This window comes from Micromonospora terminaliae, from assembly GCF_009671205.1.
Classification (GTDB): domain Bacteria; phylum Actinomycetota; class Actinomycetes; order Mycobacteriales; family Micromonosporaceae; genus Micromonospora; species Micromonospora terminaliae.
This window is the reverse complement of sequence record NZ_CP045309.1, coordinates 5,412,510-5,425,901: the sequence shown is the minus strand read 5'-3', so window position 1 is coordinate 5,425,901 and position 13,392 is coordinate 5,412,510. Positions and strand designations below refer to the sequence as shown.

General features: G+C 71.8%; 9 protein-coding genes. 1 reads left to right on the top strand and 8 read right to left on the bottom strand.

Features of this window, described 5'->3' with window-relative positions; translation table 11 throughout:
• Nucleotides 1-3: 3 nt before the first annotated feature.
• From GCE86_RS24955 to GCE86_RS24920, 8 genes are all read right to left on the bottom strand, one after another.
• Nucleotides 4-3,075, bottom strand: a complete 3,072-nt coding sequence (locus tag GCE86_RS24955; RefSeq protein ID WP_244317067.1) for a malectin domain-containing carbohydrate-binding protein — start codon at nt 3,073-3,075, stop codon at nt 4-6.
• 218 nt (nt 3,076-3,293) lie between these two features.
• On the bottom strand, nt 3,294-4,304 hold the full coding sequence (locus GCE86_RS24950; protein ID WP_239542964.1) for a glycoside hydrolase family 26 protein: 1,011 nt from the start codon (nt 4,302-4,304) through the stop codon (nt 3,294-3,296).
• Nucleotides 4,305-4,406: 102 nt separating this feature from the next.
• The gene (locus GCE86_RS24945; RefSeq protein WP_244317065.1) at nt 4,407-5,951 is read right to left on the bottom strand and encodes a lipopolysaccharide biosynthesis protein; all 1,545 of its coding nucleotides are present in this window, start codon (nt 5,949-5,951) and stop codon (nt 4,407-4,409) included.
• On the bottom strand, nt 5,939-6,799 hold the full coding sequence (locus tag GCE86_RS24940; RefSeq protein ID WP_154229163.1) for a sulfotransferase family protein: 861 nt from the start codon (nt 6,797-6,799) through the stop codon (nt 5,939-5,941). Before GCE86_RS24940 ends, GCE86_RS24945 begins: the two co-directional genes overlap by 13 nt.
• Nucleotides 6,796-8,022 carry a hypothetical protein gene (locus GCE86_RS24935; RefSeq protein ID WP_154229162.1) on the bottom strand — a complete coding sequence of 409 codons (1,227 nt, stop codon included), beginning with the start codon at nt 8,020-8,022 and terminating at the stop codon, nt 6,796-6,798. The genes GCE86_RS24940 and GCE86_RS24935 overlap by 4 nt, the downstream gene beginning before the upstream one ends.
• Nucleotides 8,022-9,482, bottom strand: a complete 1,461-nt coding sequence (locus GCE86_RS24930) for an O-antigen ligase family protein (protein ID WP_154229161.1) — start codon at nt 9,480-9,482, stop codon at nt 8,022-8,024. Before GCE86_RS24930 ends, GCE86_RS24935 begins: the two co-directional genes overlap by 1 nt.
• Nucleotides 9,479-10,474 carry a DUF3048 domain-containing protein gene (locus tag GCE86_RS24925; RefSeq protein ID WP_154229160.1) on the bottom strand — a complete coding sequence of 332 codons (996 nt, stop codon included), beginning with the start codon at nt 10,472-10,474 and terminating at the stop codon, nt 9,479-9,481. Before GCE86_RS24925 ends, GCE86_RS24930 begins: the two co-directional genes overlap by 4 nt.
• A complete protein-coding gene (locus GCE86_RS24920; protein ID WP_239542965.1) occupies nt 10,471-12,222 on the bottom strand; it encodes a Wzz/FepE/Etk N-terminal domain-containing protein in 1,752 nt (583 codons plus the stop codon). Before GCE86_RS24920 ends, GCE86_RS24925 begins: the two co-directional genes overlap by 4 nt.
• Before the next feature lie 302 nt (nt 12,223-12,524).
• On the opposite strand from GCE86_RS24920, the gene GCE86_RS24915 reads away from it, so the two are divergent.
• A complete protein-coding gene (locus GCE86_RS24915) occupies nt 12,525-13,379 on the top strand; it encodes a core-2/I-branching beta-1,6-N-acetylglucosaminyltransferase family protein (protein WP_154229158.1) in 855 nt (284 codons plus the stop codon).
• Nucleotides 13,380-13,392 lie beyond the last annotated feature (13 nt).

Genomic DNA, 13,392 nt, shown 5'->3' with positions numbered 1-13,392 from the left:
AGTTCACGGGCCGACGAAGACGGCGGTGGCCCGCCAGTCCACCTTGTCCACGGTCGGACCGCTGACCAGCGTGGCGCTGTTGGCCGGTGCGCCCGCGGACCAGTCCCGGACGTACAGGTTGCCGTTGTTCCGGCTCACCGTGTAGAGCTTGCCGTCGCTGAGGAACATGCCACCCACGCCGCCGTAGCCGTTGGTGTCGGCGATGGTGGTCCGCTCGGCCCCGACGGTGCCGGTGTCGGGCGCGAACCCGCGCCAGAACAGGGCGCTCTGGTTGGCCAGCGTGTAGTAGATGCGGCCGCTGCTGTAGAACATGCCGGTCACGTTCGGCAGCTCGGCGGCGAAGTTGACCGTCCGGCCCGCGTAGGTCTGGCCCTCCGGCGCGGAGCCGGTGAGGACCAGGTCCCACTTGGCGTCGTGGTACGGGTCGAGCTTCTTCGGGGTGCCGAAGGCCGTGCCGTCGAACGAGCGCTTGTAGAGGTCGCCGTTGACGCCGTAGAACAGGTCACCGCCGACCCAGAAGGCGCCCTTCACCGTGGACCACGCGGTGTTGTCCGGGTTGGCGACCGTGGTCGCGTCGCCCACCGCGGTGGCGCCGTCGTACGTCCGCGTGGTGATGCTGTCCACCGTGGTGGCCGGCGGCACCGGCGGGAGCTTGACGATCTCGATGCCCTGGACCAGCGGGTTCTCCAGCACGCGACCGAAGTCGATGTCGACGTTGCCGTCGCTGGTGAGCGCGAAGGCCCGCATGGTGCCCTTGTTGGTGGCACCGATCGAGGCGATCGGGTCGAAGTCGTTCAGCTTGAGCACGCCGTCGATGCTGACGTCGAACTTGCGCTTGCCGGCCGTGGCGGTGCCCGCGTACCGGTTGGCCAGGTAGAGCCGCACCTGGATCGGGGTGCCCGCCGGGACGGGGAAGTCCCACTGCATGTCCGGCGTGGTCGACTCGTCCCAGCGCTCGCTGTTGAACAGCGCGACCGGGGTGCCGGCCGGAACGGTGGCGTCGAGCGCCGCGTTCGTGGTGTAGGTCGAGACGGTGTTGCCGGTGTTGTGGTAGGTGCTCGGCGCCGCCAGGCTGTCGGTGGCCCAGGCCGGGCCGCTCGGCGCGGCCAGCTGGTCGCCACCCGCGTTGACCCGGTAGAGCACGTCAGCGGCGTCCGGCGTGGGCGCGGTCTTGACGACCTCGATGCCCTGGACGAGCGGGTTCTCCAGTACGCGACCGAAGTCGACGTCGATCACGCCGTCGCTGACCACCGAGAAGGACCGCATGGTGCCGCGGTCCGTGCCGCCGGCGCCCGCCACCGGGTCGAAGTCGTTCAGCTTGAGCACGCCGTCGATGCTGACGTCGAACTTGCGCTTACCCACCGTGCCGGTCGTGGCGTACCGGTTGGCCAGGTAGAGGCGCACGTCGACCCGGGTGCCGGCCGCGATCGGGATGTCCCACTGCATGTCCGGCGCGGTCGCCTGGTCCCAGCGCTCGGTGTTGAACAGCGTGGCGGGCGTGCTCGCCGGCACCGTGGCGTCGAACGTCGCGTTGGTGGTGTAGGCCGAGACGCTGCTGCCGCTGTTGTGGTACGGGCTGGGCGCGGCGGCGCTGTCGGCGGACCAGTCCGGACCGCCGTCGGTCGCCGGGATCGCCGGACCACCGGCGTTGACCCGGTAGAGCACCTCGCTCTGCGCGGCACGGCCGGCCTGGTAGACGTTGCCGGGCAGGCCCTTCGTGCTGGTGGAGTGCGGCGCGTTGCCGCCGTCCAGCGGGAAGAACGCGATCTTCTTGCGCAGGAACTCGCGGTCGCCGATGTAGTCCTGGTCGCTGCCGATCCAGAGGCCCTCCTGGGTGACCAGCATCTCGGTCACGCCGTAGCCGCGCGGGTTGCGGCCCGGGTTCCAGGCCAGCGGCAGGCCGCTGGCCGGGTCGAGGGCCGCGATGCTGGGCCGCGGCACCGCGCCGGGGCCGGCCTGGTCGCGAGCGAGCGGGTTGTTCGCCCAGCGGAAGTGGCCGCCGACGTAGACCGCCTCCTCGCTGATGCCGGTGGAGAGGAAGGTGTCGCCGCCGCTGAAGTTGGTCCAGGTGGGCTTCTGCCCGTCACCGGTGGCGGCGGTCTCCCACCGGGCCGCGGAATCGCAGAGCGTGCCCGGGTAGGACGCGCCGGTGGTCACCACGACGAAGTACTTGCCGCTGGGGGCGAACTGCACGTCGCGTACCCACGAGTCGAACGCGCTGTACTTGCAGGCGCCCGAGTAGCTGTCGGTGTTCCAGTCCGCGATGGTGGCCGTGCTGTCGCCCAGGTTGATCCGGACGATCTGGTCGTGGACGACGCCGTTGGCCTTCTTGAAGTTGCCGATGACGACCAGCTGCTTCTCGTCCGGCGACACGGCGAGCTTCTCGGCTCCCACACCGGCCTTGGCGACACCGGTGCTGCCCGGGGTCCAGTTGTGGTTCTCGGTCAGGGCGACGGTGAGGTAGTCGTCCAGCGCGCCGGTGTTGGCGTTGATCGACGCCACCCCGTTGCGGACGACGTCGGTGCCGATCTTGCTGAAGATGCCGCCCACCAGCAGCCGGTCGCCGACCTTGGCGATGTCGTTGACCAGGCCGTTGAAGGCCGGCCCCTTGAAGGTGGTGACCAGCGAGCCGTCGGCGACGTTGAGCAGCGCCAGCTTCCGGCGGTTGACCCCGTTGACGGTGTTGAAGTCGCCGGCGATGTAGACCGTCCCGGCGGTGGGGCCCGCGATGATCGCCAGCACGTCGCCGTCGAGCACGGGCGCGAACGCCTCGTCGACAGTGCCCGTGGCCTTGTCGAAGGCCAGCAGTTTGTTGCGGTCGATGTCAGCCGACTTGTTCCGGTTGCGCACCTGGGTGAAGGACCCACCCGCGATCACCTTGCTGCCGGCGTCGTGGATGGCGAAGACCGTGCCGTCCATGATGTTCGGCGTGTTGCTGGAAGTTTCGCTGCTGACCACGGTCTCGTGGCCCGGTGCGGCGAGCGCGGGGCTGGCCGACAGCACGCCACCGACGCCGAGGAAGGTGGCGGTGACCAGCGCGAACGATCGGCGCGTGATCGCTGGAAGAGTTAGCACGGGCAGCTCCGAGGGAGTGACGGAGAATGAGGTGGCCGGCCCGGCCGATCGGACAGAGGTTGCTGGGGCTGCCGATCGGGGGCGCACGGCCGGTTGACGCGTGATGGGCACACACTTCCGTATTTCAGCTATGGCGTCCACCCCGGATGACCTTTATACCCGTCCACACGACATGGCGGATACCGGGAGAGGTGGCCCGGCCACACGAACGGTGGAGGTCAGCTCACCGGGCCCCCCGGCGTGGCAGTCGGCACGGGTGCCGAGAAGTACGGGTCCGCGGCCAGCTCGCGGTACGCGGCCAGGCCCTCCGGGTCGTCGTCGAAGGTGCTGTCGTACGCGGTTCCCTTGGTCTGCTTGGCCGCGAAGTACACCACCGCCTTGATCTGGGGGTGCCGCTTCACGTAGGTGTGCGCCTCGCGCAGCCACGCGGCCCGCTGGCCCGGCCCGCCGTCATGGGTGACGCCGAACTCGCCGATCAGCACCGGCCGCGGCCGCTCCCGGGCGAAGGCCATGAAGCTGTCCATCTGCTCGGCGAAGCCGGCGTAGTCCTTACCCGGGTAGACGTCCGTGCACAGCCAGTCGACCTGGTCGTCGCCGGGGTAGTAGGCGGCGGCGTTCCGGTCGGACTCGACGAAGCCGAGCACGTGCGGGCACCAGACCCAGGCGGCGTTCGTCGCCCCCACCTCGGTGAAGATGGCCCGGATGTGCTTCCACGCGGCCACGTAGTCCTCGGGCGAGCGGACGCTCTGGCGCAGGTTGGGCCGATCCATCTCCCACCGCCAGCGCAGCAGCAGCGGGACCCCGAAGTCCTTGATCTCCTTGGCGCGCTGCCGGATCAGCTGGTCGTACACGCCGTCCGTGATCGACCGGGTGTCGGCACCGGACCACGAGATCATCTGCAGCATTCCGGCCGCCTGGATCGCGTGTTCGGTCGGGCCGGGGAACTCGTCCTCCCACTCGTGGAACATGTGGGCCAGGGCCACCTTGCCGCCGGTCTGCTCGCCGAACGAGGTCAGGGCGTTGACCCGCCCGTCGGGCGTCTGCCAGTCCGGCTTCACCCAGGCGCCGAGCCAGGCGCCTCGCGCCGGCATCTCCGGGCCCCGTCCGGTGGTCTCCAGGCCGTTGGCGGGCCGGGGCTGGACCGGTGCGGTCGCGCTGCCGGCCGGGGCCGGTGTGAGGGGTGCGGGCGCCTCCCCCTGACAGGCCGTCAGGGCGAGTACCGATCCCATCAGGAGTGCCGCCGAGCTATGGACCCACTTCATCGTTTCCGTGCCTCCCCGTGCTCATGCCACCGGCCGTGCCGGTGACTCGACGTCGTGTCGGGCCGTCGGTCATCGCCTCCGGCTGCGTCGCAGCGTCCGCAGGGTGTCGAGCTGGAGCACCCCACGAAGTCGCCAGGCCGCCGCGGCGTAGCCGCCGGCACCCAGCACGGCGACCACCAGCAGGGCCAGCACCCCCGGGTCGGTGAACGCGTGCAGCAGCAGCGACGGCACCCCGAAGAAGGCCAGCGCCAGCCCGGCCCCGGTGAGTGTGCCCGGCCCGAACGGATGCAGCCGGAACGCCCGGTGCAACTGGAACAGCGGCACGAGATTGGTGATCAGGATGGAGGCGGACCAGGCGACCGCCGCACCCATGATGCCGTAGCGGGGAATGAGCAGCACGTTGGCGACCACGTTGACCACGGTGCCGGAGAGCGCGTTGTAGAACGTCCAGGCCGTCTTCCCGGCCATGTTCAGCACCGTGTCGACCATGCCGCAACCGGTGGCGACCAGCATCATCAGGGCCAGGTAGACGGTGACCGTCCGTCCGGTGTCGTAGCCGGAGCCGAACAGGGCCAGCATGGGGCCGGCGAACGACGCGAACAGCAGGTAGATGGGCCAGGTCAGCAGCACCAGCCAACCGGTCGCGGCCTGGTAGAGGCGTCCGGCCGCGGCCCGGTCCTCGCGGGCCAGATGCTCCGCCAGCCGGTGCTGGACGGCGGTGGACAGGGCCTGACCGGAGAGCTGGCCGAGGGTCAGGAACCGGGTGGCCGCGGTGTAGAGCGCCGCCTCGGAGAGCCCGCGCAGCGCGCCCAGCAGGACGATGTCGAGTCGCTGCACCACCATCTGGGCGAGGCCGCTCAGCGCCCGTGGCCCGCTGTACCGCCAGTACGGGCCGAACTCCTCCCGCCACCCGACCGGCCGTGGGCGTTCCGGTCCGGCACCGCGTTCCGCACGCCGGACCAGCCGGGCCAGCCAGATCGCGGCGGCGAGCGCGGCCGGCACGTACGGCAGCGCCCAGGCCAGCGGCAACGCCGTGGTGGCGGAGAGGCCGAGCACCGCGGCCAGCAGCACGGCGAGCAGCTGCAGCACGTTGCGTCCGAGCCGCTCGATCAGCAGCAGCGGGCGCATCTTGCCGAAGCCCCGGCAGGCGGCCAGCGCGAAGTCGCAGAGCGCGGCCAGCGGTACGAAGAGCAGCAGCGCACGGAGCGCCGGCACCGCGCCGGGGACCGGATCGGCGAAGGTCAGCTCGACGACCTGCGGGGTGAGCAGCCAGCCGGCCACCGCGAGCACGACAGCCACCAACAGCAGCGGAAGCAGCCCGACCAGCACCGAGGCCCGGATCCGTTCCGGCTGCCCGAGCGCCCGGTACCGGCTGATGAAGTAGACGGAGCCGACGCCCGTGCCGAGCCGGGCGGCCGCGTACGCGATCATGAAGGCGCTGGTGGCGGCGAAGAACAGGCCCGCGTCCGCCATGGACCAACCACGGGTGACCACGATGTTCAGCCCGAAGCCGGTGATCGCGGCCACCGCCACGCCGAGCAGGTTCAGCACCCCGTGCCGGGCGGCCCCGCCCAGCTCGGTGCCCGCCGCCCGGGTGGGCGTTACCGTCGCCACGACGGTACGCGTCCCCACCAGGCGGCCAGTCGCTCGTCGTACGGGGTGAAGTGCGCCTCCAACCGGTCGCGCAACTCCGGGTCCATGGGCGAGCGGGACCGCGAGTTGTGCTTGCCGAACGAGATGTCCGCCCAGTGCGGCAGGCCGAGGAAGTCGCAGACCGCGTCGAAGGACGGCCGCGGGTCGGCGAAGAAGTCGTCGGCGTCGATCACGTGCAGCCGCTCCCGACCGAAGATCGACTCCAGTCGCTCCAGCTGCTCGATGTACTGCCCGCGGGTCAGGTAGGCGTTGTGCTGGTAGTGGTGGCTGTGCGCGGTCGGGTCGGCGAGCAGCCGCTCCCGCTCACCGGCGATGCGGCTCTGCTCCAGCTCGAGGGCCCGCTCGAACGGCTCGCTCTCGAAACCCCGGGCCGACTCGTGCGCGTGCGCCGAGTACGCCCGCTCCACCGGGTCGCGCAGCAGCACCAGCAGCCGGACCGCGGGTAGCTCGGCGGCGATCCGGTCCGCGGCCAGCGGGTGGAACATGTAGTACGGGCTCGACTCGCCGGTCACCCCGCGCACACCGAGCTTCTCCCGCACCGCCTCGGCCCGGCGCACCGTGGGGAAGTGCCCGAGGTACCAGTCCATGCCCCGGTCGTAGCCGGTGTCGAAGTAGTGGACGCCCTTGTGGTAGACCGCCGGCAGCACGGCCGGGTGCTGGGAGAGCGTCTTGAACAGCGACGTCGTGCCGCAACGCTGGGCGCCCACGATGAGGAAGTCGGGGGTCAGCCGCGAGCCCGCCGTCCACCTGCCGACCGTCCGCGTCACCGAGCGCACGGCCCGTCGCGCCTGAGCCTTGGCCAGCGTCATTTCGCCACTCCTCCCGCACCCGGCCGGGCGGCCAGGTGATCCTCCACCGCCGGCAACAGCCAGGCGGCCACGTGTCCCAGCCGGGCGCCCGCCTCGGCCTGTCGGTCGCGCAGGTAGCGCGCGGCCAGTTCGACCAGGTAGAGCACCGCCACCAGGTCCTCGGTGCCGGCCGGCGGCGCGAACGGCGCCAGCGTCACGGCCGCCCCGGCCAGCAACTCGCGGGCCGCCGTCGTCGGCTCCACCCCGGCCTTGGTGATCGCCGTCTGGAGCCGTCGGTGCAGCGCGTCGTAGCCGACCGGCACGCCCGCCGCGAACCGCTCCCAGTCCCAGATGAGCACCCGTCCGTCGGCCAGCGCCGCGCTGTTGCCACCGTTCCAGTCGCCGTGCCAGGCACCGAGGTCGACGGTCGGGTCCAGCCCGAGCACGGTCGCCAGGACCGCGTGCAGCCGGCCCGTCTCCGGCCGGTCACCCAGCGCCTGGACTTCGGCGGCGAGCCGCTCGGCGTACCCGCTGCCGGCGAAGGGCCGGCGGTCGACGCCCAGGCAGCGGCTGACCGCGACCATCGCCGCACGCTCCCGCTCGGCGGCCACCGAAGGCGCCGCCCGGGGCAGTTCCACGGGGAGCGCACTCTGCACGAGCAGGGCGTGCTCGCCCCAGCCGCCGTGGTGCAACACCTCGGCCACCACGATTCCGGGCAGGTCGACGGCCGCAAGCCGGCGCAGGACCTCGGCCTCCGCGTCGACCAGGCCGCGGGTGAGCCGGTCCACACCCAGCTTGGCGTACCCCAGCGGCCGGCCCCGGTCGTCGAGCAGTTGGATCACCGGTTTGCGGTTGGCCCGGGCCGGACCGATGTGGACGCTCAGCAACGCCGGGCGGCCGAGCACCTCGCTCAGGTGCTCCTCCAGCGTCCCCTCGGTCGCCCCGACCAGCAGGCGATCCCGGAAGGCGATCCGGCCGACGCCGGTGCGGAACGCCGTGGCCAGCAGTGACCGGCGCAGCCGGGCCTTCGTACCCACCGCTTCCGTCGAGTGCCGGACCGCACTGGCCGCGGCCCGCCGGGAGCCGGCGGGCACCAGCAGCCGCGGCCGCGCGGCCGAGGGCACCACGGCGTAGCCGGCGCCGCCGCGGCGCAGGGTCGGGCCGGCCGGTTCGGGCCAGACCACGGCGGCCAGCTCGGGCAGGTACGCCGCGCGCGCGTCATCGACGCGTGGGGTTGCGGTCATCAGCGGGTCCGTTCCGGTCGGTCGGTCGATTCGGCGGACTCCGCCGCGGCCAGCGCCTCCCGGCGCAGCGCGCGGAGATGCCGGTCGTTGCGGGCCAGCACCGCCACGCTGATCAGGCCGTACGCCAGCGTGGTGTTGAGCGCGCCGTAGAGGAACTGGAAGAACAGCATCAGGATCAGCACCACGCTGCCGGCGATGCCGATGGGGGTGTTGTCCCGCCGGAACCGCCACAGGCACCAGAGGAAGAACGCGCTGTAGCAGAAGGCGCCGACCCAGCCCTGCCCCACGAGCAGGTTCCAGACCTGCCCGTTGCTGCCCAGCTCGCGGTTGCCACACTGCTTGCAGTCGGCCGACTTGCCGATCGCGATCGACCGGTTGCTGCCGATCAGCGCCCGGTTGGCGCCGTAGCCCAGCACCGGGGAGTGCCTGGCCGCCTCGACCGCCCCGCTGGACAGGGTGGCCCGGATCTCGTCGCTGTGCCCGTTCTGCATCCGCTCGTCGAGCAGCCCGCCCAGCGGCGACGCCAGCACCAGGACTCCGGCCAGCGCGGTGGCCAGCGCCATCCCGGCGAGGACGGCGATCCGCCCGCGCAGCGCCAGCCGCAGCGCGACGTAGACGGCGGCGATGACCAGGCCGATCCAGAGACCGCGGTTGAGTGAGAAGACGATGGGGAAGATCGCGGCGGCCGCCACCAGGTACCCGCCGAGCCGGCGCCACCCCCGGCCGTACACCACCCAGCCGACGAGGAACCACACGAGCAGGATGCCCATGTTCTCGCCCCAGGTGTTCGTGTACTCGAAGGGGGCGGCGGGACGCGGCGAACTGGCCTCGCCCTCCAGCACCTCCTGCACCTGGGCGACTTCGACGTGCATCAGCCGGTTGACGAACGGCTCGTGGGCGACGACGTCGGGCAGGAGGTAGTTGAGCGGAGCGGTGAACTTCAGGTCGGGCAGCAGCGCCCCGACGTACCCGCCGATCACGGTGACCACGGCCAGGAACCCGAAGAGCCGCAGCATCCGGATCCGGGGCAGTTCCTTCTCGCTCAGGTTGAGCACGTAGAGCATGGCGACGGTCAGCGCGGTGTAGTTCATCACCCGGATGCCCCAGCCGATGTACCGGCCGAAACCGTCCGGGGTCAGCGTGTTCGGTGCGGTGATGTCCAGCATCAGCCCGGAGAGCACGACCCAGGCGAGCAGGATGAGCCAGAATCCGAACCCGGGCGGCACCCGGATGCGATCGCGCTTGCGCAGCTGGAGCGCCATCGGCACGGCGAGGATGGCGAAGATGAACGAGGGCAGGCCGAGCGCCCACCACACCGGATAGAGCACGAAGAGCGCGGTCAGCGGCCACGCGGTCGGTAGCCGCCGGCGGCGGGCCGCGCCCGCCGACGTGCCCGTCGGGACCGTACCCCTCGGCACCGGCTCCGGCCGCGAGGGCTGGAGCGGGACGAGCGTCTTCATGTGACCGCTACCCGAGCCGTGGTCGGTGCGTAGATCACCCACGTGGTGCCCGGCTGCGGCCGGATCTGGTACCCGGCCAGATCGGTGACGTTGCAGACGAGCTTCTGTCCCGGCTTGCTCCACTCCGCCTTGGCGCTCGACGGCCCGGACACGACCAGGGCCTTGCCCTTGCCGTAGACATTGGCGCTCGGCAGCGACCGCACGCTGGGCTTACGGACGGTCAGCGTCCGGTACTCCATGGTGAGCACGACGACCGCGGAGGCCTTCACCGTGGTCTTGCCGACCCGCCCCGACCACTGCTGGGTCGCCTGGTCGTACGTCCAGGTCTGGGTGGGATGGCCGGACGCGGAGACGGTGAGCTTGCCGGCGGCCGTGACGTCCCGGGTGGCCAGCGGCGTGCCCGTGGTGGCGTAGTCGAACAGCGGGGCCGGGGCGGTGCCGCCCTTCGGCGCGGCCGCACGGAGCGCGGTGGTCGAGGTGTATCCGCTCGGGAAGGCGGCGCTGCGCTGCGCCGGCGTGACGCCGCTGAGGTTGGCGGCCGCGAGCTGGTTGACGAAGCCGGTGGGACCGCCCGCGTAGCCGAGCCAGGGGTGGAGCACCCCCACGCTGCGGATGTCGACCGGCCGGACTTCGGCGACCGGGCCGATCTTCGTCGCGTCGCGCGACTGGTAGACCGCGCTCAGGTGCAGACTGCCCGACTCGGCGAACTCCTGGTAGACCAGGTCCGCCGCGTCGAGCCCGGCCGGGGTGCCGGACTCGCTCACCCGGATCGGCACCGCGATCGCCTGCCGGCCGGCCACGGCCGGCTGGGTGAGCGGCTGTCCGGAGAGCGGCCCCGCCGGCAGGCTGGGCGTCGGGGTGGGCTTCGGCGCGGGGGTACCGGGATCGACCAGGTCGCTCGCGCCCGGGGGCGGTGGCTCGGAGCAGGCGGCACCCAGCGTCGCGATCAGCACCCCCGCGGCCGACGCCGCGAGAGCCCGTCGAAGCCTCACTCCTGGTCCTCCACGGGGTCGAAGGCCATCGAGAGCCGGCTCTGGCCGTCGACGCCGTCGCGCTCGCGCTTGGACCGATAGACCGTGGACGGCGACGGCCGGGCCGCGCCGGTGGCGGGCTGGGCGGTGCTCGGGCCCGGCTTGGGCGGAGTGCTCGCCGGACGGCTGACCGGCCGGGGCAGGATCATCGTGCTGTCACTGGCCGGCTGCGCACCCGGGCGGAAGGCGGGCTCCGGGCGTGGGCGGGGAGACGGCTTCCGGTCCGCTTGGCCGCCTCCGGTGGCAGCCGGACCGCTGGCCTGCTCCGGCAGGCGGGGTGCCAGCACGCTGCCGAGCACGGGCGCATCCACCTGCTCGAACTGCTGCAGGGCCGCGGTGATCTCGCTGCTCCGGGTCCGCCCGCTCTCGATGACGAGGATGACGCCGTCGACGTGCCGGGCCAGGGCCTGCGCCTCGACGGCCTGGGTGGGCCGGGCGGTCTCGATCAGCACGTGGTCGAAGCGGTCGGCGAGCTCGTTGAGGATCGTCAGCATGCTGGCGACCGGCAGCTCCACATCGGTGTCCAGGTCGCCGGGCAGCAGGAGGCGCAGCGTGTTGAGACCGGGCGCGGGGGTGAGCGCGGCGAGCGCGCCGACGTCGTGCCGCAGCACGTCGGCGAGGGTGCGCCGGGGCTTCAGCCCGCCGAACATGGCGGTCAGCGGCGAGTCGGCCCGGGTGGTGACGACCGCGACCTGCGCACCGGTACGGGCGTACGCGGCGGCCAGGTTCCCGACGACGAAACCGGCCGCCCGGCCGGGCGAGGTGTCCGTGAGCAGCAGTTGACGACCGCGACCCGGACGGGGCTCGGGCATGATCGAGAGCAGCACGTTGCGCAGCCGGCCGAGCTCACGGGAGACCCGGTGGGCGGGTGGCAGGACGGTCAGCGACGGTGCGCGGACCGGGAGCTCCAGCAGCGTCGGCAGGCCCGTGCGGGCGGTCACGTCCCGGCCCCGCCGGACGCGGGTGTCGAGCCGGTCCAGGACCAGGGCCAGCACGATGCCGAAGAGCAGGCCGGCGCCCATCCCGCTGGCCAGGTTCAGCGTGCGGTTCGGCGAGCTGGGCTTCCGGGGCAGCGCCGCGTCGGAGATGATCTGGCCCGGGTCGGGCGCGTTGTCCTGCAGCGGGCTGAGCCGCTCGTTGAGCCGGGTCAGCTGGTTGGTGAGGACCTGCCGGTTGGCCTCGGCCTGCGCCCGGGCGGCGGAGTTGGCCGGAGCCGCAGCGATCTTGCCGGCGGTCGCGGCCAGATCCTTGTTGACCTCGGCGATCTGCTGTTTGATCGAGGTGATCTCGTTCTCCACCGCCTTGGTCGCCGTGGCGAGCCGCAGGTCGAGGTAGGCCTGCGCGAAGGAGTGCGAGCCGTTCTGCGCCGCCTGCGGCGTGGTGCCCTCGTACGCGATCTGGAGGACCTGGCTGTTCGGTGGGACGGTGACCGTCAGCGAGCGGACCAGGTCCTCGCTGGCGGTGCCGGTCTTCAGCAGGGCGCGGGCCCGCTCGGCCACCACCAGGGAGCGGACCACCTGCGCCTCGGTGTCGAGGTTGACCTTGGTGCCGGGGACCGCGTCCGGCCCCACCTGGCGGACCAGCACCGACGTCGTGGAGGTGTAGGTGCGCGTCTGCATCTGGGTGACGAGGAGGCCGGAGCCGATGCCGAGCAGGGCCGCGAGCGCCAGGATCCACCATCGGCGGCGGAGCCACTCGAGGTAGGCCATCAGCGTGGGTCCGTCCGCGTCGTGACGCAGATCGGGGTGGTGAGGCGAGGGCATCGAAGTGTGTCGCTCCCTTTCGACCGGACCGGCCAGTCAGCCGTGGGACGTCCGCGCCACGGTGAAACCTGAGTCTCCCTGATCGGCGCGGAGAGTGGAAGTCGCCGAAGGTCCGCCACTTCTGCCCGCAGGGTGCCGGGGACGATAATGCACGGGTGCGCTTCTGCTATCACATCCAGAGTCACCGTTCACCTGAGCAGCTGACCAGGCTGGTTCACGCGGTGAAGCGGTACAGTCCGGACAGTATCGTGCACATCAGCCACGATGTGAACGGGGCTCCGCTCGACCTTGCCGAGCTGCGCACATTACCCGACGTGGCGGTCCAGTACCACGAGGGTGGTTACGGCGACTTCAGTCACGTCGACCGCTACATGGCGGCCGTGGACTGGCTGAACGGCGAGGGTGTCCAGGTCGACTGGCTGGTCAACATCACCGGTCAGGACTATCCGATCCGTCCGCTCGACCAGGCGGAGGCCGAGCTGGTCGACTCCGGGGCCGACGGGTTCATGGAGTACTGGGACGCGTTCGGTCCGGAGAGCCACTGGCCGCGCAGCCGGGTCCGCTCCCGCTACCACTTCCAGCACCGCCGGCTGGGCGGCCTCAGCCCCCGGGCCAAGAAGCTGCTCCGCCCGCTGCAGGCCGTCAACCGGGTCCAGCCGTTGATGCGGGTGCACGTGTCGTACGGGCTGGTGGTGGGCCGTCGGGCCCGCACCCCGTTCGGGCCCGACCTGCGGCTGCACGGCGGGTCGGCGTTCTCGTCGCTGACCTGGCCGGTCGTGGCCTACCTGCGGGAGTACTTCGACCGGCGGCCGGACGTGGTGGACTACTTCCGGCACTGCCTCTCCCCGGTCGAGGCGGTCTTCCAGACCATCGTGTGCAGCGCGGACCGGTTCAACCTGGTGCCCGACTGCAAGCGCTACTTCGACTTCCGGAACAGCTCGTTCAACCACCCGAAGTCGCTCACCGCGGAGGACCTGCCCAGGGCGTTGGCCAGCGGCGCGCACTTCGCCCGCAAGTTCGACTACGAGCGCAACCCGGAACTGCTCGACGTCCTCGACGCCCACCTGGCGGCCGTGGCGAGCCCCGGGGCCGCCCGGTCCTGACCGGGGTCCGGCG

Bases quoted from the DNA above. Each gene is read 5' to 3' on its own strand.
- GCE86_RS24950 (WP_239542964.1), bottom strand. From the start codon at position 4,304: ATGGGATCGGTACTCGCCCTGACGGCCTGTCAGGGGGAGGCGCCCGCA.
- GCE86_RS24940 (WP_154229163.1), bottom strand. From the start codon at position 6,799: ATGACGCTGGCCAAGGCTCAGGCGCGACGGGCCGTGCGCTCGGTGACG.
- GCE86_RS24935 (WP_154229162.1), bottom strand. From the start codon at position 8,022: ATGACCGCAACCCCACGCGTCGATGACGCGCGCGCGGCGTACCTGCCC.
- GCE86_RS24930 (WP_154229161.1), bottom strand. From the start codon at position 9,482: ATGAAGACGCTCGTCCCGCTCCAGCCCTCGCGGCCGGAGCCGGTGCCG.
- GCE86_RS24920 (WP_239542965.1), bottom strand. From the start codon at position 12,222: ATGGCCTACCTCGAGTGGCTCCGCCGCCGATGGTGGATCCTGGCGCTC.